General features: G+C 72.1%; 22 protein-coding genes and 1 riboswitch. Of the genes, 7 read left to right on the top strand and 15 right to left on the bottom strand.

Annotated features, from left to right (window positions below; all coding sequences use genetic code 11):
* The first annotated feature begins 180 nt into the window (after positions 1–180).
* From ACFXAM_RS11360 to ACFXAM_RS11370, 3 genes are all read left to right on the top strand, one after another.
* Positions 181–1,476, top strand: a complete 1,296-nt coding sequence (locus tag ACFXAM_RS11360) for an extracellular solute-binding protein (RefSeq protein WP_380289859.1) — start codon at positions 181–183, stop codon at positions 1,474–1,476.
* A 239-nt stretch (positions 1,477–1,715) separates the two neighbouring features.
* Positions 1,716–2,768, top strand: a complete 1,053-nt coding sequence (locus ACFXAM_RS11365) for an SIS domain-containing protein (protein ID WP_380289822.1) — start codon at positions 1,716–1,718, stop codon at positions 2,766–2,768.
* Between the two features lie 427 nt (positions 2,769–3,195).
* Complete coding sequence (locus ACFXAM_RS11370; protein WP_380289824.1) at positions 3,196–4,716, top strand: sensor histidine kinase; 1,521 nt, start codon at positions 3,196–3,198, stop codon at positions 4,714–4,716.
* 394 nt (positions 4,717–5,110) lie between these two features.
* Here the strand turns inward: ACFXAM_RS11370 and ACFXAM_RS11375 are convergent, their stop codons facing one another.
* Both ACFXAM_RS11375 and ACFXAM_RS11380 read right to left on the bottom strand, forming a co-directional pair.
* A complete protein-coding gene (locus ACFXAM_RS11375; protein ID WP_014138019.1) occupies positions 5,111–5,362 on the bottom strand; it encodes a WhiB family transcriptional regulator in 252 nt (83 codons plus the stop codon).
* A gap of 369 nt (positions 5,363–5,731) precedes the next feature.
* The gene (locus ACFXAM_RS11380) at positions 5,732–6,703 is read right to left on the bottom strand and encodes a diacylglycerol/lipid kinase family protein (protein ID WP_380289826.1); all 972 of its coding nucleotides are present in this window, start codon (positions 6,701–6,703) and stop codon (positions 5,732–5,734) included.
* 50 nt (positions 6,704–6,753) lie between these two features.
* On the opposite strand from ACFXAM_RS11380, the gene ACFXAM_RS11385 reads away from it, so the two are divergent.
* Positions 6,754–7,182 carry a hypothetical protein gene (locus ACFXAM_RS11385; RefSeq protein WP_380289828.1) on the top strand — a complete coding sequence of 143 codons (429 nt, stop codon included), beginning with the start codon at positions 6,754–6,756 and terminating at the stop codon, positions 7,180–7,182.
* 35 nt (positions 7,183–7,217) lie between these two features.
* Here ACFXAM_RS11385 and ACFXAM_RS11390 read toward each other — a convergent pair whose 3' ends face one another.
* The 8 genes from ACFXAM_RS11390 to sodN form a co-directional block, all read right to left on the bottom strand.
* On the bottom strand, positions 7,218–8,285 hold the full coding sequence (locus ACFXAM_RS11390; protein ID WP_380289830.1) for an RNA polymerase sigma factor SigF: 1,068 nt from the start codon (positions 8,283–8,285) through the stop codon (positions 7,218–7,220).
* A gap of 164 nt (positions 8,286–8,449) precedes the next feature.
* Positions 8,450–8,860, bottom strand: a complete 411-nt coding sequence (locus ACFXAM_RS11395; RefSeq protein ID WP_376092079.1) for an anti-sigma regulatory factor — start codon at positions 8,858–8,860, stop codon at positions 8,450–8,452.
* Between the two features lie 278 nt (positions 8,861–9,138).
* Positions 9,139–9,615: a GNAT family N-acetyltransferase gene (locus tag ACFXAM_RS11400; protein WP_380289832.1), complete on the bottom strand. Its 477-nt coding sequence runs from the start codon at positions 9,613–9,615 to the stop codon at positions 9,139–9,141.
* Between the two features lie 10 nt (positions 9,616–9,625).
* Positions 9,626–10,009 carry a nuclear transport factor 2 family protein gene (locus tag ACFXAM_RS11405; protein WP_380289834.1) on the bottom strand — a complete coding sequence of 128 codons (384 nt, stop codon included), beginning with the start codon at positions 10,007–10,009 and terminating at the stop codon, positions 9,626–9,628.
* Positions 10,010–10,111: 102 nt separating this feature from the next.
* A complete protein-coding gene (locus ACFXAM_RS11410) occupies positions 10,112–11,107 on the bottom strand; it encodes an ABC transporter substrate-binding protein (protein WP_380289836.1) in 996 nt (331 codons plus the stop codon).
* 43 nt (positions 11,108–11,150) lie between these two features.
* Positions 11,151–11,921, bottom strand: coding sequence for an ABC transporter ATP-binding protein (locus tag ACFXAM_RS11415; RefSeq protein WP_380289861.1), 771 nt, complete (start codon positions 11,919–11,921; stop codon positions 11,151–11,153).
* Positions 11,922–11,950: 29 nt separating this feature from the next.
* Positions 11,951–13,039, bottom strand: a complete 1,089-nt coding sequence (locus ACFXAM_RS11420; protein ID WP_380289838.1) for a FecCD family ABC transporter permease — start codon at positions 13,037–13,039, stop codon at positions 11,951–11,953.
* Between the two features lie 114 nt (positions 13,040–13,153).
* A riboswitch (cobalamin riboswitch) is annotated at positions 13,154–13,228 on the bottom strand.
* Between the two features lie 130 nt (positions 13,229–13,358).
* Positions 13,359–13,754 (bottom strand): superoxide dismutase, Ni, encoded by a 396-nt coding sequence (sodN, locus tag ACFXAM_RS11425; RefSeq protein ID WP_355363948.1) that lies wholly within the window; start codon positions 13,752–13,754, stop codon positions 13,359–13,361.
* Positions 13,755–14,031: 277 nt separating this feature from the next.
* On the opposite strand from sodN, the gene sodX reads away from it, so the two are divergent.
* Positions 14,032–14,406: a nickel-type superoxide dismutase maturation protease gene (sodX, locus tag ACFXAM_RS11430; protein WP_380289863.1), complete on the top strand. Its 375-nt coding sequence runs from the start codon at positions 14,032–14,034 to the stop codon at positions 14,404–14,406.
* A gap of 3 nt (positions 14,407–14,409) precedes the next feature.
* On the opposite strand, the gene ACFXAM_RS11435 is transcribed toward sodX, so the two are convergent.
* The 5 genes from ACFXAM_RS11435 to ACFXAM_RS11455 all read right to left on the bottom strand — a co-directional run bounded on the left by ACFXAM_RS11435 (position 14,410) and on the right by ACFXAM_RS11455 (position 19,216).
* A complete protein-coding gene (locus ACFXAM_RS11435; RefSeq protein WP_380289840.1) occupies positions 14,410–15,000 on the bottom strand; it encodes a CGNR zinc finger domain-containing protein in 591 nt (196 codons plus the stop codon).
* A gap of 121 nt (positions 15,001–15,121) precedes the next feature.
* Positions 15,122–15,922, bottom strand: a complete 801-nt coding sequence (locus ACFXAM_RS11440) for an amino acid ABC transporter ATP-binding protein (protein WP_380289842.1) — start codon at positions 15,920–15,922, stop codon at positions 15,122–15,124.
* Complete coding sequence (locus tag ACFXAM_RS11445; protein WP_380289844.1) at positions 15,919–16,869, bottom strand: amino acid ABC transporter permease; 951 nt, start codon at positions 16,867–16,869, stop codon at positions 15,919–15,921. The genes ACFXAM_RS11440 and ACFXAM_RS11445 overlap by 4 nt, the downstream gene beginning before the upstream one ends.
* Before the next feature lie 59 nt (positions 16,870–16,928).
* Positions 16,929–17,861 (bottom strand): ABC transporter substrate-binding protein, encoded by a 933-nt coding sequence (locus ACFXAM_RS11450; RefSeq protein WP_380289846.1) that lies wholly within the window; start codon positions 17,859–17,861, stop codon positions 16,929–16,931.
* A 431-nt stretch (positions 17,862–18,292) separates the two neighbouring features.
* Positions 18,293–19,216, bottom strand: a complete 924-nt coding sequence (locus ACFXAM_RS11455) for an ABC transporter substrate-binding protein (RefSeq protein WP_380289848.1) — start codon at positions 19,214–19,216, stop codon at positions 18,293–18,295.
* A 623-nt stretch (positions 19,217–19,839) separates the two neighbouring features.
* On the opposite strand from ACFXAM_RS11455, the gene ACFXAM_RS11460 reads away from it, so the two are divergent.
* Both ACFXAM_RS11460 and ACFXAM_RS11465 read left to right on the top strand, forming a co-directional pair.
* Positions 19,840–21,036, top strand: coding sequence for an NADP-dependent malic enzyme (locus ACFXAM_RS11460; protein WP_380289850.1), 1,197 nt, complete (start codon positions 19,840–19,842; stop codon positions 21,034–21,036).
* 88 nt (positions 21,037–21,124) lie between these two features.
* Complete coding sequence (locus ACFXAM_RS11465; protein WP_380289852.1) at positions 21,125–22,087, top strand: zinc-binding dehydrogenase; 963 nt, start codon at positions 21,125–21,127, stop codon at positions 22,085–22,087.
* Positions 22,088–22,107: the final 20 nt, after the last annotated feature.

Here is a 22,107-nt window from a genome sequence, read left to right on the forward strand (position 1 = left end):
TGGTCTAGGCCAGGCTCCACTTCATCCGGTTCGAATTTCAATTTCGCCGGATGTGGTATTGGCCCACCCCGAAGCTCTTCGCCGCCCCTCCCCGGACACCGTCCCGTCGGGCGCCGGCGCGCCGCCGGCGGGCACAAAGCACTAACACCCTCGGAGGATGGCGTGAGAAAGCGTCGGTTCATGGCGGCGGTCGGCATCATGGCGCTGGCCGCCGGACTGACGGCGTGTTCCTCGGGCGGCCCGGCGTCGGGAGACGCCAAGGCCGCCTCGGCGGACCCGAAGGCCGCGACCGGTACCGTCACGGTCTGGCTGATGGACGACGCCCAGAAGAGCTGGCCCGACCTCGTCCAGCGGGTCAACGACGACTTCGCCGCCAAGTACCCGAACGTCACCCTGAAGCTCGCCTACCAGGGCTGGGCCGACAAGGTGGCCAAGCTCGACCAGGCGATCACCGACGGCAACGCCCCGGACGTGGTGGAACTCGGCAACACCGAGACCATGAAGTACGTGCTCTCCGGCGCGCTGGCACCGGTGGAGCGCACCACCTTCGACAACTCGGACACCTGGATCACGGCGCTCGCCAACACCTGCACCTACCAGGACAAGCTCTGGTGCGTGCCGTACTACGCCGGCGCCCGGGTCGCCATCTACAACTCCACCGCCTTCCAGCAGGCCACCGGCAACGCCGAGTTCCCCAAGACCGAGGACGAGCTGCGTGCGGCGCTCGACAAGATCGCGGACAAGAACAAGGCCGACCGGACGTTCTCCCCGATGTACCTGCCCGGCCCGTACTGGTACGCCGCGATGAGCTACGTCTCCGCGTACGGCGGTGCCATCGCCCGCTTCGACAGCGGCGGCACCTGGCACGGCACCCTGAGCGACCCCAAGTCCCAGCAGGGCATCACCCACTTCGTCGACCTGGTGCGCAAGTACAACAAGGGCGACCAGGCGGTCAACGAGCAGAACCAGTACGAGGCGATGGCCCGCGGCCACGCGGCGGCCTTCTACGGCAACGGCTTCGAGGCGGCCAGCGTGGCCGCGCCGGTCACCGGCGACCCGAACCTCAAGGACTCGGTGAAGGTCGCCACCATGCCCGGCCCGGGCGGCAAGCCGCTGCCGACCTTCATCGGCGGCTCGGCCCTGGCGGTCACCGCGAAGTCGCCCACGGCGGCGCTGGCCACCGACTGGGTCCGGATGTTCACCAGCGCCAAGTCCGAGCAGGCGCTGGCCGACAAGGACATCCTGCCGAACAACCTCACGCAGCTGGCCCCGCTGAAGAGCAAGCCGGCCACCGCCGCCGCGGCCAACGCGGTGCCGGACGCCTGGTTCACCCCGCTGGCCCCCGGCTGGGGCCTGGTGGAGAAGCAGAAGATCCTGCCCGACATGCTGACCGCCATCCTGCGCGGCAAGTCGGTGGACCAGGCCACCAAGGAGGCCGACGCCGCCATCGACCAGCTGATCAACAAGGCCGGCTGAGCCGCCGGCCGGCCCGGGACGCCGGAGCCCCTCCCCGCACCGCCGGGAGGGGCTCCGCGCGCGCCGCAGGCCGCCGGACCTGCCGTGACCGCCTCCTCGGATGTGCCCCGGGCGGGCGGCCCCCGTAGGATTGCCGCAGCATTCACCGCAGCGAGTGTGCGGACTCGCCGCCGTAGAGGTCCCCGCCGGGCATTCCCGCCCGGTCGGGGTGGAACCATCTCATCGGAGGCCCACCCACGATGTCCGACACGCAGACCGTCCCTGGCCGGATCATGGCGGCGGAGATGGCCGAGCAGCCGGCCGTCCTGCAGCGCATCCTCGACGAGGGCGCCCCCAGGATCTTCGAGATCGCGTCCCGGATCGCCGCCCGCAACCCGCGGTTCGTCCTCCTGACCGCGCGCGGCACCTCGGACAACGCGGCGCTGTACGCGAAGTACCTGATCGAGATCCTGCTGGGCAAGCCGGCCGGCCTGACCTCGATGTCCACCACCACCGCCTACGGTGCCAAGCCGGACCTGACCGACGTGCTGGTGATCACCGTCAGCCAGTCGGGCGGCTCGCCGGACCTCGTCGCCTCCACCAAGGCGGCCCGCGAGGCCGGTGCCATCACCCTGGCGGTCACCAACAACGCCGGTTCGCCGCTGGCCGAGGTCTCCGAGTTCCACATCGACGTGCTGGCCGGCCCGGAGAAGGCGCTGCCCGCCACCAAGACCTACACCGCCGAGCTGCTCGCCCTCTACCTGCTGATCGAGGGCCTGCGCGGCGGCGACGGCGCGGCCGCCAAGGCCCTGCCCGAGCTGGCGGCCGGCATCCTGGCCCGCCAGGACGAGGTCAAGGCCCTGGCCGAGCGCTACCGCTTCGCCCAGCGCCTGGTCATCACCTCGCGCGGCTACGGCTACCCGACCGCCCGCGAGGCGGCGCTGAAGCTGATGGAGACCACCTACATCCCGGCCTCCCCGTTCTCCGGCGCCGACCTGCTGCACGGCCCGCTGGCCATGGTCGACAACGTCTCCCCGGTCATCGCGATCGTCCCGGACGGCAAGGGCGGCGAGGCGCTGCAGCCCGTCCTGGACCGGCTGCGCGGCCGCGGTGCCGACCTGGTCGTGGTCGGCCAGCAGGCGCAGGTCGAGGCCGCCTCGGCGGGCTTCGCGCTGCCGGCCGGTGTGCCCGAGGAGGTGCAGCCGATCCTGGAGATCCTGCCGCTGCAGCTGCTGGCCTACGAGGTCACCATCGCCCGCGGCCAGGACCCGGACGCCCCGCGCGCGCTCGCCAAGGTCACCGAGACCCACTGACGCGCCGCCCGGCCCGCCGTACGCCGGAGCCCCCGTCCACAGCCTGTGGACGGGGGCTCCGGCGTTCCTGCGTCCCGGGGGCCCGCGACGGGCGGGGGAGTCCGGGAAACACTACGGGCCACGGCGCCGACACGGGACCCTCAACCCATGCGGCTCCGCGGCCCGGAGCTGTCGTCGGGCGCCGGTGACGATCGAGAACTGTGCGGGGTCCTCGTTCGGCGGCGACCGACCGAGGAGCGGCATCGCGCGGTCAGGGCAGTTGCGCGGTTGCCTCTCCTTGGTGCCCTTTCATTGTGGACTAGACCAATCTGGGTTGTCCAGGCCTTGCCGGAAATTGGTCTGGACAACCTGGGGGGAATGGTGCGCGGCGCACGCCGGCGGGGGTGCGCGCGGGCCCTCCGCGCCCCCCTGGAGCTACGCTCGCCCTGTGCCCTCGCTGAACGAACTCGTCCGCCGCCACACCACCCTGACCGGTGCCGATGTGGAGTGGCTGCACATGCTGGTCTCGGAGTGGCAGCTGCTCTCCGACCTGTCCTTCGCCGACCTCGTGCTCTGGATCCCCACCTGGGACGGCATCCGGTACGTCTCGGTCGCCCAGATGCGCCCCAACACCGGCCCCACGTCCTACCAGGACGACATGGTCGGCCACCTCGTCCCGCGCGGCCGGCGCCCGCTGCTGGACGCCGCCTTCGACGAGGGGCGGATCGTGCGCGAGGGCGACCCGGAGTGGCGCGAGGAGGTGCCGGTCCGGGTCGAGTCCATCCCGGTGCGGCGCGAGGGCAAGGTGCTCGGCGTGATCGCCCGCAACACCAACCTGCTGACCGTGCGCACCCCGAGCCGGCTGGAGCTCACCTATCTGCAGAGCGCCTCCGACCTCGCCCAGATGATCGCGGCCGGCGCCTTCCCCTTCCCCGGGGTCGAGCAGGCCGACATGGACGCGGCCCCGCGCGTGGGCGACGGCCTGATCCGCCTCGACGCCGACGGCATCGTCACCTACGCCAGCCCCAACGCGCTCTCCGCCTACCACCGGCTCGGCCTCACCACCGACCTGGTCGGCAGCCACCTCGGCCGCGCCACCGCCGACCTCGCCCCGCCCTCCCGGGCCGCCGTGCACGAGGCCCTGGTGAAGCTGGCCAGCGGCTGGGCCCCCCGGCAGACCGAGATCGAGGCCCAGGGCGGCGTGGTGACCCTGCGGGCCATCCCGCTCAAGCCCAAGGGCACCCTGACCGGCTCCCTGGTTCTCTGCCGGGACGTCACCGAGCTGCGCCGGCGCGACCGGGAGCTGATGACCAAGGACGCCACCATCCGGGAGATCCACCACCGGGTGAAGAACAACCTGCAGACCGTCGCCGCGCTGCTGCGCCTGCAGTCCCGCCGGATGGAGTCGGAGTCCGGCCGGGCCGCGCTCGACGAGGCGGTGCGCCGGGTCGGCTCGATCGCGATCGTGCACGAGACGCTCTCCCAGGCGCTGGACGAGCAGGTGGCCTTCGACGAGATCGCCGACCGGGTGCTGGCGATGGTGATGGAGCTGTCCCAGGACGGCCGGGTGGCGACCCGCCGCAGCGGCAGCTTCGGCATCCTCTCCGCGGAGGTGGCCACCCCGCTCGCGATGGTGCTGACCGAGTTGCTGCAGAATGCCCTCGAACACGCGTTCGGCCCGAGCGCCTCCGGCAACCTGGAGGTCAGCGCGCTGCGCGGACGGGCGCCGGCCACCGGCATGGGCTGGTCGGACAGCTGGAACGGCGGGGCCCGGCCGGAGGAGTACCTGCTGATCACGGTGCAGGACGACGGCCGGGGCATGCCGGAGGGCTTCGACCCGCAGCAGGCGGGCAACCTCGGGCTGCAGATCGTCCGGACGCTGGCCACCGGGGAGCTGGGCGGCACCTTCGACATGGTGGCCGGGCCGAACGGCGGCACCAAGGTGGTCCTGGAGATCCCGGTGCGCTGAGGCGTGACGAGGTGACGAGGTACGCCGGGGGCGTGCGTCCGGGCTGCGCGCCGGGCGCCCGGCGGAAGAACTGGCGCAAGAAGCAGAAACGAGGCCCTGTCGACCGGGGGGGGTGGGTCGACAGGGCCTCTCAACCCGTTCCGGCCGTCGGGGGGAGTCGGCCGGAACGGGGGCTCTGGGTGGTGCGACACCAGCCGGTGCGTTGCACACGGTGAGCGCCACAGCTCCACAATATTGCTCTAAGTGAACAGTATCAAGTGGCTGAGCGGGCCGGTGTCGCGGGGCCTCGTCGAGCAAGGCCCTTGGTGCGGAAGGCTTCACCAGGAGGTGCAGGCGAAGCCTGTGATCATGTGTTGATCGGTGTTGCGGTTACTGCTGGTACTACGGCGTGTAATCAGGCGGTGCGGGCGCGGTTGCGGGCGGCACGGCGCTTCATGGCGCGGCGCTCGTCCTCGCTCATGCCGCCCCAGACGCCGGCGTCCTGGCCGGTCTCGAGGGCCCACTGGAGGCACTGCTCCATGACCGGACAGCGGCGGCACACGGCCTTGGCTTCCTCGATCTGCAGCAGAGCAGGACCGGTGTTCCCGATCGGGAAGAACAGCTCCGGGTCCTCTTCGCGGCAGACAGCGCGGTGGCGCCAGTCCATGGTCGTCCAACTCCTCCTGCCGGCGGGGGTTGCCCGGTCGGCACATCGATGGTCCTTGTGAATGTGAACGCTTTCACGAATCCCGCAACAGCAAAAGAGACCAAAGGCCCATCGGGCCCGGGAGGTCTGTGCTGGGGAGGGATTCGGCGATTCGAGGGACACCCCGCGGTCGGCCCCCCAGGTTTCGAGGGTTGCCGTCGCTGCGATGTGTCCCGATCGCCATGTAGAGGTTCGCAAACCTCGGGCCCGGATACAACCCCCTTCAGGAAGGAATTTTGGATTCTTCGGTGTCGCCTAGCTCACAGCCGGTACTTCTATGGAGTGAAGGGGGCTTGTGCGTTCGAGAAGAAGGGAGAAGGGCCCTTCTAGTCACACAATCACACGCAGTGCCCGCCGTACGCCTGTGAAACTGACGCGACTCCTGGATCCAAGGTGGTCCCCGTCGACCTGGAACGGGACCGGTTCCTCCGAAACCAAGGTGAAGTGGCGGACGTCGTGATAGGAGACGACGTGCTTCCCGGAAGGGCCGGACGGTGCGTCGCCGGGGCTCGAAGGACCGTGCGACCGCAGGATCTGACGGACCGTTCGAGCCGTGCCGAACGCCGTCATCCGGGTGATGCCGAAGACGTCGAGATCGGAGTCGAAGGAGGCGCGGGGGGAGGGGTAGACGGGGCGGTTGCCCAGGAACGTCCACGGCGAGGTGTTGCTGACTATCGCCAGCACCAGGCCCGGCACCGGCTCGCGGCCCGCGAGCGCCAGCGAGACCGGGCCTGATCTGCGCTGCTCACGTTGGGTGACGAAGTGGCGGAGCGCCTGGGTGACGTAGAGCGCGTGGGTGGACTTGCGCCCCGCCCGGCGCTGCTCCTCGACCCGGCCGACCACCCCGGCGTCGAAGCCCAGGCCGGCGGTGAAGGTGAACCAGCGGTCCGGCAGCCCCTCGGTCATCGCCTTGCCCAGCCCGATCCCGCGCTCGCGCCGGTGCTCCAGCGCGTCCAGCAGCACGCCGGTGGCCTCCACCGGGTCGTTGGGCAGGCCCAGCGCGCGGGCGAACACATTGGTCGAACCGCCGGGGACCACCGCCAGCCGCGGCACCCGCTCGCCCGGACCGTGCGAGAGCAGCCCGTTGACCACCTCGTTGACGGTGCCGTCGCCGCCGAGCGCGACCACCAGGTCGACCGCGCCGTCCTCCACCGCCTCCCGGGCCAGATCGCGGGCGTGACCGCGGTACTCGGTCTGCGCCACCTCCAGCTTGAGGTCACTGCGCAGGGCGTGGATCAGGACGTCCCTGGTCCGACCGCTGGTGGTGGTCGCTTTCGGATTGACGACCAGGAGAGCGCGCATGGGCCCAGCCTACGGGGCGGTACGGACCAACCGGCGGCTACCCTGCTGGAGTGACCGCAGAATCCTCCGCACCCGTACCCGCGCCCGTCGCCGGCCGGCCCTCCGCCCTCACCCTGGGCGCCGCCATCACCGCCGTGGAGGGCGCCGCGCTGGTCGTCGTCGGCGTCTGGGACATGGTCGCCGCGCTGTCCGGCGAGTCCAAGCAGCTCGCCCTGAACGAGTTCGGCGGCCTGGTGATCGTGCTGCTCGGCGTGGCGCCGGTGCTGGCCGCCAGGGCGCTGCTGAGGCTGCGCCGCTGGGGCCGCAGCCCGGCCGTGCTGACCAACTCGATCTGCCTGCCGGTGGCGTACTACATGTGGCAGAGCGGCGGGGCGATGGTCGCGGTCGGCACGGGCATCGGCCTGCTCGGTCTGGTCGGCATCGGCGCGCTGCTCAGCCCGAAGGCGACGGCGGCCCTCTACGCTCCGCACGAGGGCTGAGCGCGGAGGGCCGCCGCCTTCCACCGTTCGCGTTCCTACTCCTCCACGAGGAGCTTCTCCCGCAGCTGCGCCAGCGTGCGGGCGAGCAGCCGGGAGACGTGCATCTGCGAGATGCCCACCTCGGCGGCGATCTGGGACTGCGTCATGTTCCGGAAGAACCGCAGCACCAGGATCTTCTGCTCGCGCGGCGGCAGTTGGGCCAGCAGCGGCTTGAGCGACTCGCGGTACTCGACGCCCTCCAGCGCCTCGTCGGTGGCGCCCAGGGTGTCCGCGACGGCCGGCGACTCGTCGTCGCTGTCCGGCACGTCCAGGGACAGCGTGGAGTACGCGTTGGCGGACTCCAGGCCCTCCAGGACGTCCTCCTCGGAGATCCCCAGGTGTTCGGCCAGCTCGTGCACCGTGGGGGAGCGGCCGTGCCGCTGGGAGAGCTCGCTGGTCGCGGTGGTCAGCGACAGCCGCAGCTCCTGGAGCCGGCGCGGCACCCGGACCGCCCAGCCCTTGTCCCGGAAGTGCCGCTTGATCTCGCCGACGATGGTCGGCGTCGCGTAGGTGGAGAACTCGACCCCGCGCTCGTGGTCGAACCGGTCCACCGACTTGATCAGCCCGATGGTGGCGACCTGGGTCAGGTCGTCCAGCGGCTCGCCGCGGTTGCGGAACCGCCGGGCCAGGTGCTCGACCAGCGGGATGTGCATCCGCACCAGCTGGTTGCGCAGTTCGACGCGCTCCGGGGAGCCCTCGGGCAGCGCCGAGAGCCGCACGAACAGGGCCCGGGCCGCCTCGCGGTCGGGTGCGCCGGAGCGCTGCGGGCCCTGGGCGGGCACCGCCGCGCGCAGCGCCTCCGCCGCCTCCTCGGCGGCCTCCTCGGAGCCCTCGGCGTCCGGTCCGTGGCCCGGGTGGCCGGTGTCCGGGAGGTCCGCGGCCGACGGCACGGGCGGGGGCGACTGATCGGGCGACGACGACTGGGGCGTCGGCTCGGTCGGCTGGCTCATCCGGTGGGCGTCCTTCGGGTGCGCTTCGTCGTTGGCGGCGAGGCCGGGAACGCTCGCCTGGGTCGGTACGGCAGGGCCCGCCGTCGCGAGGCCGGTACGGTCCAGATCACTCACGGCCATTCCCCCGTTCCGTTCCGGGAGCACCGGGACCGCCGGCCCCGGTTCGTCTCGTTGGTCGTACCGCCGGGTGGTGGCGGTACCGGGAGCCGTCCGTCCGGCCCGGTGGTGCCGGGCGGACGGCCCTTGTTCGGTGCTGCTGCCGCGCTGCCGCGGCGGACCTAGTGGGCGGCGGGGCCGCCGCGCTTCTTGTGCAGGCTGATCGACACGGTCCTGTCCTCGGCGACCGCCGACTCGACCTCGCCCGCGAGCGCGGAGAGCACCGTCCAGGCGAAGGTGTCCCGTTCGGGCGCCCGGCCGTCGGTGGTGGGTGCCGAGACGATCACCTTCAGGGAGTCCCCGACCAGCCGGAACTCGCAGGAGAGGACCGAGCCGGGCACGGCCTGCTGGAGGAGGATGGCGCAGGCCTCGTCGACCGCGATGCGCAGGTCCTCGATCTCGTCCAGCGTGAAGTCCAGCCGGGCCGCGAGGCCCGCCGTGGCCGTGCGCAGGACCGAGAGGTAGGCCCCGGCCGCGGGCAGCCGGACCTCCACGAAGTCCTGCACTCCGGGCTCGCCGTCGATCTGGGACACCCTCACCTCCTGGGTGACGCGCTGTGCTTCCGGGCCGGTGGCCGCGGCACTGTCTGTTGCTTGGCTCAACTGCTTCGCCCCAACTGTCCAGAGGGGTGGTGCGGTACGTACCGGTCATACCCTTCGGGGGGTGGCCGGACGCCGCCGTCCGCCCGAGACGTTACCGCGTTCCTGCCCCGGTGCGGGAGTCACTCATGGTAAGGCATCGCGACGCAGGGTGGCAGTGGTCTGCACCGGTCCTGCGCACGCCTCCGGCGCGCGCCGTCCGCGCGCCGGTCTCAGCGGGCGCCGGCGGCGGTGAGCGCGTCCCCGGTGAGCCGGTAGACGCTCCAGCCGTCCATCGGCACGGCGCCGAGCGACTTGTAGAAGTTGATCGAGGGGGTGTTCCAGTCCAGCACCGACCACTCCATCCGGGAGTAGCCGCGCTCGACGGCGATCCGGGCCAGCTCCAGCAGCAGCGCCTTGCCGTGGCCGCCGCCGCGGGCCTGCGGGCGGACGTAGAGGTCCTCCAGGTAGATCCCGTGGGTACCGCGCCAGGTCGAGTAGTTGAGGAACCAGAGCGCGAAGCCGACCGGCTCGCCGGTGGTGTCGTCCTCGGCGACCAGGCCGAACAGCGCCGGGTCGGTGCCGAACAGGGCGCCGTGCAGCTGCTCCTCGGCGGCGACCATCTCGTGGACGGCCTTCTCGTAGTCCGCGAGTTCGCGGATCATGGCGTGGACGACGGGGACGTCGGAGGGGAGGGCGGTGCGGATCATGGCTCCGAGCCTACTTGGCCGGTTCGTTCTCGTCCCAGACCTGCACGGACGTCTGGTCGGCGATCCGTCCGTCGCGCAGCTCGGCGGTGGAGCTGACCAGCACCCGGACGCCGTCCGGGTAGCGGCAGGACTCCAGGAACGCGAGGCGGTCCTCCTGGACCACCACCTGTTCCAGGGTGTGGCTCATCTCGCGGGCGTAGAGGTCGTCGAGCATCGCGCCGATCTCGGCCCGGCCGTGCATCACCAGCGGGTGGCTGGGCTGGGTCTTGCGGTCGACCACGCGCAGTTCGGCGTCGTCCGCGTAGAGCGCCAGCAGGGCCCCGGCGTCGGCGCGTTCGATCCCCTCGCGCAGGGCCCGGACGTCGAAGGCGGACGGTGCGGCCATGGTGGTCATGTTCTCGCTCCTCCGGTCGGTTCCGTCGGCTCGTACTCTTGAGCGTACGCCCGTCGGAACCGGCCGCAGGGCGGGCCGGACGGCGGCCGGGAGGGCCTCCGCTCAGCGGGCCGGGACGGTCCTCAGGTACTCCGCCAGGGCGGTGATCGCGGCCGGGTTGCGCGGGCTCTCGACCAGGTCGGCGTAGTCCAGGACGAAGATCCGGTCGTTGCGCACCGCGGAGACGCCGGCCAGCGGCGGGAAGGACTTCAGGAACTTCCGCTTCGCCTCGGCGTCCGGGGTGCCGTAGTCGTTGATCACGATCACCTCGGGGTCGCGCTGGACCACGCCCTCCCAGCCCACGGTGGTCCAGGAGTCGGCGACGTCGCCCATCACGTTCCGGCCGCCGGCCCTGGCGATGATCTCCTCCGGGGCGGCGAAGCGGCCGGAGGTGTACGGCTTGTCCTCGCCGCTGTCGTACAGGAAGACGCCCGGGCGGTGCGCGGGCTCGGGGACGGCGGCGATCTGCTCCTTGAAGCCGGCGACCAGCTCGTCGGCCCGGTCCCGGACGTCGAAGATCTCGCCCAGGTTGGTCAGGTCGGTGTAGAGCGCGTCGAGCGGGGACATCACCCCGCGCTCCGGGCCCTTGCCGCTGCGGCAGGACTCGGTGAGCACGTAGGAGGCGATGCCCAGGCCGGAGAGGGTCTGCGGGGTGAAGCCCCGGCCCTCGTCGAAGCCGTAGTGCCAGCCGTCGACCACCAGGTCGGCCCTGGCCTCCAGCACGGTCTCCTTGGTGATCCGCTCCTTGGACAGCCAGGGCGCCCGCTGGTAGGCGTCCTTCCAGGCGACCTTGTCCACCCGGCCCTTGTCGTCGGGCATGACGTAGCCGGCCATCCGGTCCTCCAGGCCGAGCGCGAACATCAGCTCGGTGATGCCGACGTCGTTGGTGACGGTGCGGGCCGGCTTCTCCGTGAAGGTGACCGCGGTGCCGCAGTTCTCGACGGTGACCGGGTAGTGGGCGGAGGCGGCGGCGCCGTCGCCGCGCGGGGCGATCTCGGCGCCGCAGCCGGTGAGCGCGAGGGCGAGCAGGGAGGCGGCGGCAACGGCCTTGGTGCGCATGGGGGGTCCTCGGGAAGAGCGGTTCGGCGGGGCGGGGGGCGGGCTACGGCAGTCGGTCGAGGAGCAGCTGGACGGCGCCGGTGACCGGGTGCCGCACGGGCGTCGCGCGGACCTTGAACACCTCGGCCAGCAGGTCGGGTTCGAGCACCTCGGCGGGCGGCCCGGAGGCGACGATCCGGCCGCCCGCGAGCACGTGGAGCAGATCGCAGTGCCCGGCGGCCAGGTTGAGGTCGTGCAGCGCGGTGAGCACCGTCGGCCCGGCCTCCCGGACCAGCGCCAGCACCTCCAACTGGTGGGCGATGTCCAGGTGGTTGGTGGGTTCGTCCAGGACCAGCACCCGGGGCTCCTGGACCAGCGCCCGGGCGATCAGCACCCGCTGCTTCTCGCCGCCGGACAGGCTCAGGAAGCCCCGGGCGGCCAGGTGGGCGGCGCCGACCCGGCGCAGCGCCCCGGCGCAGTGTTCCTCGCCCCCGGCCGACGGCCCGGCCAGGGCGCCGCGCCGGTGCGGCAGCCGGCCCATGCCGACCACCTCGGCCACGGTGAAGTCGAACTCGGCGGAGTGCTCCTGCGGCAGCGCCGCCACCCGCCGGGCGGACTCGCGCGGGGCGAGCGCGTGCAGGTCGTCGCCGCCGACCAGGACGGCGCCGGCGGCGGGCCGCAGCGCCCGGTAGACGCAGCGCAGGAGGGTGGACTTGCCGCTGCCGTTCGGGCCGATCAGGCCGACCACCTGGCCGGCGGCGGCGTTCAGCGTGACGTCGTGGACCAGCCGGACGCCGGCCAGGTCGACCGAGACCCCGTCGACGGCGAGGTCCAGGGCGCGGGAGGCCGCGGGCGCGGGGGCGGTCACCGGCCACCGCCGAAGGAGTAGCCGCGGCGGCGCATCAGCAGCAGGAAGCAGGGCACCCCGACGGCCGCGGTGACCACGCCGACCGGCAGTTCGGCGGGCGCCAGCAGGGTGCGGGAGACGATGTCCACCCAGACCAGCAGCAGCGCCCCGGCGAGCGGCGCGACCAGCAGCACCCGGCGGTGGCCGGCGCCGACCAGCATCCGCACCAGGTGCGGGACCATCAGTCCGACGAAGCCGATCGCCCCGCTGACGGCGACCACGGTGCCGGTGACGGCGGCGGTGACCACGAACAGTTCGCGGCGCAGCCGGTCCGGGTCCACGCCGAGCGAGGCGGCCGTCTCGTCGCCCATGGCCAGCGCGTCCAGCCGCCCGGCGGCGCAGGCCAGGTAGGCCAGGCCGGCCAGCACGGTGACGGCGGCGATCGGCACCGAACCCCAGGTGGCGCCGCCGAGGCTGCCGAGCAGCCACATCATGGCGGAGCGCGCGGCCTCGCCGCGGGCGGCGGCGAAGACCATCAGCGCCGTCAGCGCGGAGAAGCCGTAGGACATCGCGGTGCCGGTGAGCACCAGCCGCAGCGGGGTCAGCCCGTGGGCGGTACGGGCCGTCAGGTAGACCAGCACCATGGCCAGCAGGGCGGCGGTGAAGGCGGAGACGGAGATCGCCCAGACGCCGAGCGAGGCGAAGGCGCCCAGCATCAGCACGGCGTTGGCGCCGACCGAGGCGCCGGAGGAGATGCCGAGCACGAACGGGTCGGCGAGCGCGTTGCGGACCATCGCCTGGACGGCGACCCCGGTGGCGGCGAGTCCGGCGCCGACCACGGCGGCCAGCACGGCGCGCGGCAGCCGGATCTCCCAGACGATCGCGTAGGCGGCGGCCTCGTCGGCCTCCAGCTGCCCGCCGGTCAGCCCGGCGCGCAGCAGCCGCAGGACCTGGCCCCAGCCGAGTCCGGAGGAGCCGACGGCGACGGCGCAGACCAGGGAGACCAGCAGTGCGACGGCGAGGGCCGCGGCCAGCGGGACGGCGGGTGTTCGGCGCGGGCCCGGTGGGGCCGCGGCGGTGGCCGGTGCGGTCGCGGTGCTGCTCACTGGTGCGCCTTGCCTCGGGCCGCGCACGGCGCGGGGAGGCCCGCCCGGGCGCGGGTGTGCCGGGGCGCCATCCCCTCGCAGTCCACGGCGAGTTGTCGGGAGGTCGGCATCCTCGGGCGATCGGGCTCACGGGCACGGGGCACCGTTTACCGTTGCGGGTCAGCGCCGGATTCGCACCGGCTTCCCCCTCTGGACGCCCTGGCAGCATAACAAGCGCACAGGCCAGGCAACCCTTACCCGGCCCGGTGTGGGCGGGAACACACGAACGCCCCCGGTCCGGCGTGCGGACGGGGGCGCTCGAAGGAGGGGCGAGCGGGGATCAGCCCTGCTTGGTCTCCCAGAAGATCTTGTCGACCTCGGCGATGAGGTCGAGCAGCGCCTGGCCGGTGGCCGGGTCGGTGGACGCCTTGGCGGCCGAGGCGGCCTTCAGGGTGTCGTTGATGAGCTGGTGGAGCTGCGGGTACTTCTCGAAGTGCGGGGCCTTGAAGTAGTCGCTCCACAGCACCGAGATGTGGTGCTTGACCGTCTCGGCGCGCTGCTCCTTGATGATGATGGCGCGGGCGCGGAAGTGCGGGTCCTCGTTGGCCTGGTACTTCTCCTGGGTGGCCTTCACGGACTCGGCCTCGATGCGGGCCTGGGCCGGGTCGTACACGCCGCAGGGCAGGTCGCAGTGGGCGTGGGCGGTGGCGCGCGGTGCAAACAGACGAGAGAGCATGGGAGTCCTTCCTTAGATCGTCTTCCCGCGCCCGAGATTACCCTTCGGACCCCGCCGTTTCTCGGCCGGGCGGCGGGCCTAGGGCAAAAGGCGGAGCCGGAACCGGGTGAATCCGGACATCGGCGGGCGGCGCACCGTGGGGCAGACTGGTGTGCGACCGAGGGACGCGGCGGGACGCGGGCCGGGAGGAGGAGTCGTGGCACGGAGCGCGGAACCGGAGGACGGGCCCCCGGCGGGCGGCGCGCCGTTCGGGCTGATCGACGTGGCGGGGGACTCGATGGTGCCGACCCTGCGCGACGGCGACCAGCTGCTGGTGCGGTACGGCGCGCGGATCCGGCCCGGTGCGGTGGTGGTCTTCCGCCACCCGTTCCAGCAGGACCTGCTGATCGTCAAACGGGCCGACGGGCGGCGGCCGAAGGGCTGGTGGCTGCTCTCCGACAACCGGCCGGTGGACAGCGACAGCCGCAGCTACGGCGCGGTGCCGGACGAACTGGTGCTCGGCCGGGTGCTGCTGCGGCTGCGGCCGAGGCCGGCCTGGCTGGCGCCCGGCCGGCGGCTGGAGCGGCTGCTGCTCTCCGGCCCGCTGGCCAGGGTCCCCGGGCTGGCCCGCCGGCTCGGCGTGTGGGTCCGCCCGGAGGGCCTGCGGAACTGAGCCCTAACCCTCGGGGCTCCCGGCGGCCGCGGCGGCCTCCAGGCGCTTGCGGGCGCGGTAGGCGGCGACGTTGGCGCGGGTCGCGCAGCGGTCCGAGCAGTAGCGGCGGGACCGGTTGGTGGAGGTGTCCAGGTAGGCGTTGCGGCACGGCGCGGCCTGGCAGATGCCGAGCCGGTCGGCGCCCAGTTCGGTCAGGTGGACGGCCAGGCCCATGCAGGCGACGGCGCTGAAGTGGGCGGTGGCGGTGGGGGAGTTGTCGGCGAGGTGCAGGTGCCAGCGGGGGCGTCCGGCCTCGTCCAGGTAGTCGTGGCCGGAGACCAGCGGGCTGACCGGGAACTCCATCAGCAGGCTGTTCAGCAGGTCGACGCTGCGGACCTCCTCGCCCTCGGCGGCGGCCTCGAAGACCCCGCGCAGCCGGGTGCGGACGGCCCGCAGCCGGGGCAGGTCGGACTCGTCGGCGAGGTCGCGGGCCCGGGCGGCGTCCGAGAAGAGGCCGCGCACCGCGTCCACCGAGGTCAGCGAGTCGGTGCCGCGTTCGGGCTCCTCGGTGTTCACCAGCCGGACCGCCAGATCGGCGTACGAGGCGAGCTCCACGGTGGTCCTTCCAGAGATCGGTAACGGGCTGACTGCCTCCAGCCTATTACCCGTGGGGCGAAAGCGGGAAAGCGGCGGCGCCCGGCAGGACCGGCCTGCCGGGCGCCGCGGTGCGCCGTGCTCAGAGCACCTTGGAGAGGAACGCGCGGGTCCGCTCGTGCTGGGGGTTGGTGAGGACCTCGCGGGGGTTGCCGGACTCGACGACCACGCCGCCGTCCATGAACACCAGCGCGTCGCCCACCTCGCGGGCGAAGCCCATCTCGTGGGTCACCACGATCATGGTCATCCCCTCCTCGGCGAGCCCGCGCATGACGTCCAGGACGTCGCCGACCAGCTCCGGGTCGAGCGCCGAGGTCGGCTCGTCGAAGAGCATCAGCTTGGGCTTCATGGCCAGCGCCCGGGCGATGGCCACCCGCTGCTGCTGGCCGCCGGAGAGCTGGGAGGGGTAGTTCCCGGCCTTGTCGGCCAGCCCGACCCGCTCCAGCAGGGCCATGCCGCGCTCCTTGGCGGAGGCCTTGCTCTCGCCCTTGACCTGCACCGGAGCCTCGATGATGTTCTCAAGGGCGGTCATGTGCGGGAACAGGTTGAAGCGCTGGAACACCATGCCGATGTCACGGCGCTTGAGCGCGACCTCGCTGTCCTTGAGCTCGTACAGCTTGGTGCCCTGCTGCCGGTAGCCGACCAGCTCGCCGTCGACGGACAGCAGGCCGCCGTTGATCTTCTCCAGGTGGTTGATGCACCGCAGGAAGGTCGACTTGCCGGAGCCGGAGGGGCCGATCAGGCAGAACACCTCGTTGCGCCGGACCTCCAGGTCGATGCCCTTGAGCACCTCGACGGCGCCGTAGGACTTGCGGACGCCCTCGGCCCTGACCATCGGGTGGCCGGTGCCGGCGGCGGCCGGCGTCTTGCTCAGGTCGGTCATTGGTGGGTGCCTCCCTCAAGCCCCGGAACGACGTCGTGCTGGGCCTTCGGGGCCGGGGGCCTGCCCCCGAACAGCAGCCGCAGCCGCTGGAGCGGCGTGGGCGGCAGCGTCCGGGTGGTGCCCCGGGCGTAGTGCCGTTCGACGTAGTACTGGCCGATGGTGAGGATGGAGGTCAGGAACAGGTACCAGAGGCTGACGGTGATCAGCAGCGGGATGGTCTGGAAGGTGCGCGAGTAGATGTTCTGCCCGGCCCGGAACAGTTCCTCCAGCGCGATGACCGAGACCAGCGAGGTGGTCTTGAGCATCGAGATGGTCTCGTTGCCGGTGGGCGGGATGATCACGCGCATGGCCTGCGGCAGGACGATCCGGCGCATGGTCGTGAAGCGGCTCATGCCGAGCGCGTGCGAGGCCTCGGTCTGCCCCTCGTCGACCGACTGGATGCCGCCGCGGACGATCTCCGCCATGTAGGCGGCCTCGTTGAGGCCGAGGCCGAGCAGCGCCGCGGTGAAGACCGGGATCAGGGTGTTGGTCGAGCCGGACCAGAACTCCGGGCCGAACGGGACGCCGATCGACAGCGTCGGCCACAGGGCGCCCAGGAAGTTCCAGAACACCAGCTGGACCAGCACGGGGGTGCCGCGGAAGATCCAGATGTAGAACCACGCGGTGCCGGACAGCAGCGGGTTGGGCGACAGCCGCATCACCGCGAGGATGATGCCGCCGACCACGCCCATCACCATCGAGAGCGCGGTCAGCTCCAGGGTGACGCCGAGGCCGTGCAGGATGCTGGAGTCGAAGAGGTAGGTGTTGACGACGTCCCACTGGAAGGCGGGATTGAAGATCAGGGCGTGGAGCAGCATCGCGGCGAGCACCGCGACGACGACGGCTCCGGCCCACCGTCCGGGGTGGCGCACCGGGACGGCCTTGAAGGACTCAGGCCGGCCGGACACCTTCTCCCCCTGGTCGGAATGGTTCACAGTGGCCTCGGGTGAAGAGGAGTGACGAGGGATCAGCTGGTGGCGCCGTTGATGACGGACTTGTCGATCGCGCCGGCCTGGACGCCCCACTTCTCCAGGACCTTCTTGTAGCTGCCGTCGTCCATCAGCGACTGGATCGCGCCCTGCACGGCCGGGGCGAGCGCGGAGCCCTTGGCGAGCACGACGCCGTACGGGGCCTTGCCCTCGACGTCGCCGAGCTGCTCCAGCTGGCCGTTGGTCTGCTTGATGGCGTAGTCGACGACCGGGGAGTCGGCGAGCATGACCTGGTCGCGGCCGGAGACCATGGCGGTGGTGACGTCGGTCTGGAGGTCGAACTTGTCGCCGTCGTTCGGCACGCCGGCCTTGCCCGCCTTGACGCAGTCCGGGGTGATCGTGTCCTTGATGGTGTCGGCCTGGGTGGTGCCGGTCTGGACGGCGATCTTCTTGCCGCAGAGGTCCTTGAGGTCGATCTTGTCCGGGTTGCCCTTCTTGACCGCGGCGCTGGTGCCGGCCAGGAAGTAGGTCACCATGTCGACGGTGGCCTCGCGCTCCTTGGTGTCGGTGAAGGAGCTCATGCCGAGCTGGAACTTGTTGGCGCTGATGCCCGGGATGATCGCGGTGAAGGGCGAGTTCTGGACCTCGACGGCGAGGCCGAGCTTCTGGCCGATGAGCGTGGCCAGGTCGACGTCCATGCCGATGACCTTGCCGGCGGCGTCCTGGAACTCGTTCGGGGCGTAGGAGGCGTCGGCGGCGACGATCAGCTTGCCGGCGCTCTTGACGTCGGCCGGGACGAGCGCGGCGAGCTTGGCGTCGGCGCTGACGGTCGGCAGGGCGGCGGAGGGGTTGGTGCCGCCGGCGCTGGTGGAGGAGGACTTGCTGCTGCCGCAGGCGGTCAGCACGAGCGACGCGGACGCGAGCACCGCCGCGGTGGCGAGGAGGCGGGTGCGCTGGGTACGGGCGATCATGGGGGATCTCCTCCTGAGGGAGAGGTCGGGCGGGGCGCGCCACGGGGGAGCGGCGCACCGGGGCGGCAAGTGCCGTACGGCGCTGTACGGGTGGGGCAGGGAGAACTGCGCGCAGGGTGGTACGGGTACTGCTCTCCGCCACCGTCCGCCGAGGTGGGCGTTGACCGGGCCGCCTCGACCAGGGGCCGGCTCGATCCGAGATGGGGGGAATCCTGCCATCTGATGACGGTCGGGTGGCCGTGATTCAGATCAAAATCGGATAACGAGGGGCCACGTTGTCCGCTATTCGGACTAATTCCGTGTCCCTGTCACCCTGTGTATAAGTATGCGGTTCTCCCTGCGGTCCGCCCGGAGGCCCGGCCGGGTGCTCGCCCGATCGCCCGACCGCCCGCCGCGGCCCCCGCGCCCGGCCGGCGCCGGTCCCGGACGGCTCAGACGCCCCCGTTGACCACCGCGTTCTGGGCCGCGCCCGCGGCGACGTCCCACTTGGCGAGGATCTTGTCGTACTCGCCGCTGCGGATCAGCTGGTCGACCGCCTTGACCAGTACGTCGCGCAGGCCGGTGTCCTCCTTGCGCAGTGCGATCCCGTACGGGTTGGACCGGGACTGCGAGCCGACCACCTCGAAGCGGTTGCCGCCGTCGGTGTTCCTCGCCGCGTGGGCGGCCACCGGGAAGTCGTTCAGGCCCGCCTGCGCGGCGCCGGCGGCGACCTCGGCCAGCGCCTTGGCGTCGGTGTCGAACTCGTGCACGGTGAGCGGCCTGCCGGTCCGGGCGCAGGCGGTGACCTGGCGGGTGGCGATCTCGTCCTGGGTGGTGCCGGACTGCACCGCGACCGTCCTGCCGCAGAGGTCGTCCAGGGTGCGGATGCCCTTCGGGTTGCCCTTGGCGACCACCATCGAGGTGCCGGCGATGAAGTAGTCGACGAAGTCCACCGCCGGGCCGGCCGGCTTGCCGGCGTCGTCCACGCCCTCCCGGCGCTCGCGGATGTCGCTGAGCGCGGACATCACCACGTCGTACTGCTTGCCCTGGAGGCCCGGCAGGAGCTTGTCGAAGGGGGTGTCGACGTACTCGACCCGCAGGTCCAGGATCCGGCCGAGCGCCGCGGCGATGTCCGGGTCCAGGCCGTCCGGCTTGCCGTCGCCGCCCCGGAACTCGACCGGCGGGTAGTTGACGTCCATGCCGATCCGGAGCACCTTGGCCGACTGCTGCGCCTTCGGGAGCTTCGCCCGGATCTCCTGGAGCGGGTCCTGGGCCGTCGTCCCGCCACCGCCGCAGCCGCTCAGCAGCAGCGCGCCGGCGGTGGTGAGGACGAGCGCGGCGGCGGCCGGCCGGCGGGACTTCGCACGGTGGTGCATCGGTTGCTCCTGTGGGAGGGAGGGGAAGGCGCCGCGGCGTCGCGGAGGTGTACGCGAGATGGCGGAAGAACGGATCCTCCCATCCCGGCCTGCCGGGCCGGTGGGCGGGTGTGTCAGAATTCGGTACCGGGTGACCCCCGACGCTCGAACCAGACCGCCGGGCCGCAACAGGCTCGGGGTGCGCAGGAACGGAAGTCCAGGACGACGACTCCGTATCCGAGGCACCGGCCTCCCCTCCGCGTCTGCGTTCACCCCTGCGGGTGCGCGTACTCGTTTCGCCGTCGCCGCAGCCGGGGCCCGGTTCTCGCGGCGCCTGGTGCTCCCAGGTGGCTGTGAGGCGTACGACAACCACGTGACTTGGACGAAAAGGCATGGGTGCGATGCCCTCGTCCGACCTACGCTCGGCCCGGAAGCAACAGCGCAGAACAACGCAGACAAATCCATAAAACCCTCATCCGAGGGCGTCCGTCCGACGGCGGCGCCCCGACCCAGTCCTCCCCCGGGGACACTTCGGCGTTTCCGGGGTCCGGTTACCGGCCACCGGTCGCCGGATGCCGGTACCGGACGGGTCGTCCGCTCCGTCGGCCGGGTGTCCTCGCTCGATCAATGACGAAGAGGTCATCGTGGCAGCGGAGATCATCCACAGCACTACCCAGGACACCGACGATCCGGTCGACGCCGTGTTCGCGCTCCACCGCGGCGGCAAGATGGAGGTCCGGGCGACCGTCCCGGTGCGCGACGCGGACGACCTGTCCCTCGCCTACACCCCCGGTGTCGCCCGCGTCTGCACGGCCATCGCCGAGCAGCCCGAGCTGGTGAACGACTACACCTGGAAGGCCAACACGGTGGCCGTGGTCACCGACGGCACCGCCGTGCTGGGCCTCGGCGACATCGGCCCGGAGGCCTCGCTGCCCGTCATGGAGGGCAAGGCGATCCTCTTCAAGCAGTTCGGCGGCGTGGACGCGGTGCCGATCGCGCTGGCCTGCACCGAGGTGGACGAGATCGTCGAGACCGTGGTCCGGCTGGCCCCGTCCTTCGGCGGCGTCAACCTGGAGGACATCTCCGCCCCCCGCTGCTTCGAGATCGAGCGCCGGCTCCAGGAGGCCCTGGACATCCCGGTCTTCCACGACGACCAGCACGGCACCGCGATCGTCACCACCGCCGCGCTCTGGAACGCGGCCAAGGTGACCGGCCGGGAGATCGGCTCGCTGCGGGCCGTCATCTCCGGCGCCGGCGCGGCCGGCATCGCCATCGCCAAGATGCTGCTCGCCGCCGGCATCGGCGACGTGGCCGTCTGCGACCGCAAGGGCGTGGTGCACGACGGCCGCGGGGACCTCACCGACGTCAAGGCGGAGATCGCCGGGCTGACCAACCGCACCGGCCTCCGGGGCAGCCTCGCCGACGCGCTGGCCGGCGCCGACGTCTTCATCGGCGTCTCCGGCGGCACCGTGCCGGAGGAGGTCGTCGCGACCATGGCCGAGGGCGCGTTCGTCTTCGCCATGGCCAACCCGAACCCGGAGATCCACCCCGAGGTCGCGCACAAGTACGCGGCCGTGGTGGCCACCGGCCGCAGCGACTTCCCGAACCAGATCAACAACGTGCTGGCCTTCCCGGGCATCTTCGCGGGCGCGCTGCAGGTCCGGGCCACCCGGATCACCGAGGGCATGAAGCTGGCCGCCGCCAAGGCGCTGGCCGGCGTGGTGGCCGACGAGCTGACGCCGCAGCGGGTCATCCCCTCGCCGTTCGACGAGCGGGTCGCGCCGGCCGTCAGCAAGGCCGTCGCCGAGGCCGCCCGCGCCGAGGGCGTCGCCCGGCGGTGACCCTCCGGTCCACTCCCGGCTCCCCGGGACACGCGTCACAGTCACGCGTTGTTCCGGGGCCGGGGGCGTTCTGGCTATCGTCCGGGGCATGTTTGCTGCCTACGCCGCACGAATCGACGCCGACGACCCGCTGAGCGGGCTGGAGCTGGGCGAACGCCCCGAACCGCAGGCCCGCCCCGGGTGGAGCGTGGTCACGGTCCGGGCCGCCAGCCTGAACCACCACGACCTGTGGTCGCTGCGCGGGGTCGGCCTGCCCGCCGGGAAACTGCCGATGATCCTCGGCTGCGACGCCGCCGGCGTCGACGAGCACGGCAACGAGGTGGTCCTCCACTCCGTGATCGGGCAGAGCGGGCACGGCGTCGGACCGGACGAGCCGCGCTCGATCCTGACCGAGCGCTACCAGGGCACCTTCGCCCAGCAGGTGGCCGTCCCCACCTGGAACCTGCTGCCCAAGCCCGCCGGGCTCTCCTTCGAGGAGGCCGCCTGCCTGCCCACCGCCTGGCTGACGGCCTACCGGATGCTGTTCACCAACGCCGGGGTGAAGCCCGGTGACACCGTCCTGGTGCAGGGCGCCGGCGGCGGGGTGTCCACCGCGCTGGTGGTCCTCGGCCGGGCGGCCGGCCTGCGGGTCTGGGTCACCGGCCGGGACGAGGCCAAGCGGGCCCGGGCGGTGGAGCTGGGCGCGGACGCGGCCTTCCCGAGCGGGGCCCGGCTGCCCGAACGGGTGGACGCGGTGATGGAGACGGTCGGCGCGGCCACCTGGTCGCACTCGGTGAAGTCGCTGCGCCCGGGCGGCACGATCGTCATCTCCGGCGCCACCTCGGGCCCCAACCCGCCGGCCGCCGAGCTGAACCGGATCTTCTTCCTGGAGCTGAAGGTGGTCGGCTCCACCATGGGCACCAAGGAGGAGCTCGCCGGGCTGCTCTCGTTCTGCGCCACCACCGGTGTCCGGCCGGTGATCGACTCGGTGCTGCCGCTCGCCGCGGCGCCGCAGGCGCTCGCCCGGCTGGCCGGGGGCGACGTCTTCGGCAAGCTGGTGCTCACCCCCTGACGCGCCGGTGCCCGGTACCC

Origin of the sequence: Kitasatospora sp. NPDC059462 (genome assembly GCF_042749955.1) — a bacterium.
Classification (GTDB): Bacteria; Actinomycetota; Actinomycetes; order Streptomycetales; family Streptomycetaceae; genus Kitasatospora.

Excerpts from the sequence above, each read along its gene's own strand:
- ACFXAM_RS11360 (WP_380289859.1), top strand. The coding sequence starts at position 181 with ATGGCGGCGGTCGGCATCATGGCGCTGGCCGCCGGACTGACGGCGTGT.
- ACFXAM_RS11365 (WP_380289822.1), top strand. The coding sequence starts at position 1,716 with ATGTCCGACACGCAGACCGTCCCTGGCCGGATCATGGCGGCGGAGATG.
- ACFXAM_RS11375 (WP_014138019.1), bottom strand. The coding sequence starts at position 5,362 with ATGGACTGGCGCCACCGCGCTGTCTGCCGCGAAGAGGACCCGGAGCTG.
- ACFXAM_RS11380 (WP_380289826.1), bottom strand. The coding sequence starts at position 6,703 with ATGCGCGCTCTCCTGGTCGTCAATCCGAAAGCGACCACCACCAGCGGT.
- ACFXAM_RS11400 (WP_380289832.1), bottom strand. The coding sequence starts at position 9,615 with ATGATCCGCACCGCCCTCCCCTCCGACGTCCCCGTCGTCCACGCCATG.
- ACFXAM_RS11405 (WP_380289834.1), bottom strand. The coding sequence starts at position 10,009 with ATGACCACCATGGCCGCACCGTCCGCCTTCGACGTCCGGGCCCTGCGC.
- ACFXAM_RS11410 (WP_380289836.1), bottom strand. The coding sequence starts at position 11,107 with ATGCGCACCAAGGCCGTTGCCGCCGCCTCCCTGCTCGCCCTCGCGCTC.
- sodN (WP_355363948.1), bottom strand. The coding sequence starts at position 13,754 with ATGCTCTCTCGTCTGTTTGCACCGCGCGCCACCGCCCACGCCCACTGC.
- sodX (WP_380289863.1), top strand. The coding sequence starts at position 14,032 with ATGGTGCCGACCCTGCGCGACGGCGACCAGCTGCTGGTGCGGTACGGC.
- ACFXAM_RS11440 (WP_380289842.1), bottom strand. The coding sequence starts at position 15,922 with ATGACCGACCTGAGCAAGACGCCGGCCGCCGCCGGCACCGGCCACCCG.
- ACFXAM_RS11450 (WP_380289846.1), bottom strand. The coding sequence starts at position 17,861 with ATGATCGCCCGTACCCAGCGCACCCGCCTCCTCGCCACCGCGGCGGTG.
- ACFXAM_RS11455 (WP_380289848.1), bottom strand. The coding sequence starts at position 19,216 with ATGCACCACCGTGCGAAGTCCCGCCGGCCGGCCGCCGCCGCGCTCGTC.
- ACFXAM_RS11465 (WP_380289852.1), top strand. The coding sequence starts at position 21,125 with ATGTTTGCTGCCTACGCCGCACGAATCGACGCCGACGACCCGCTGAGC.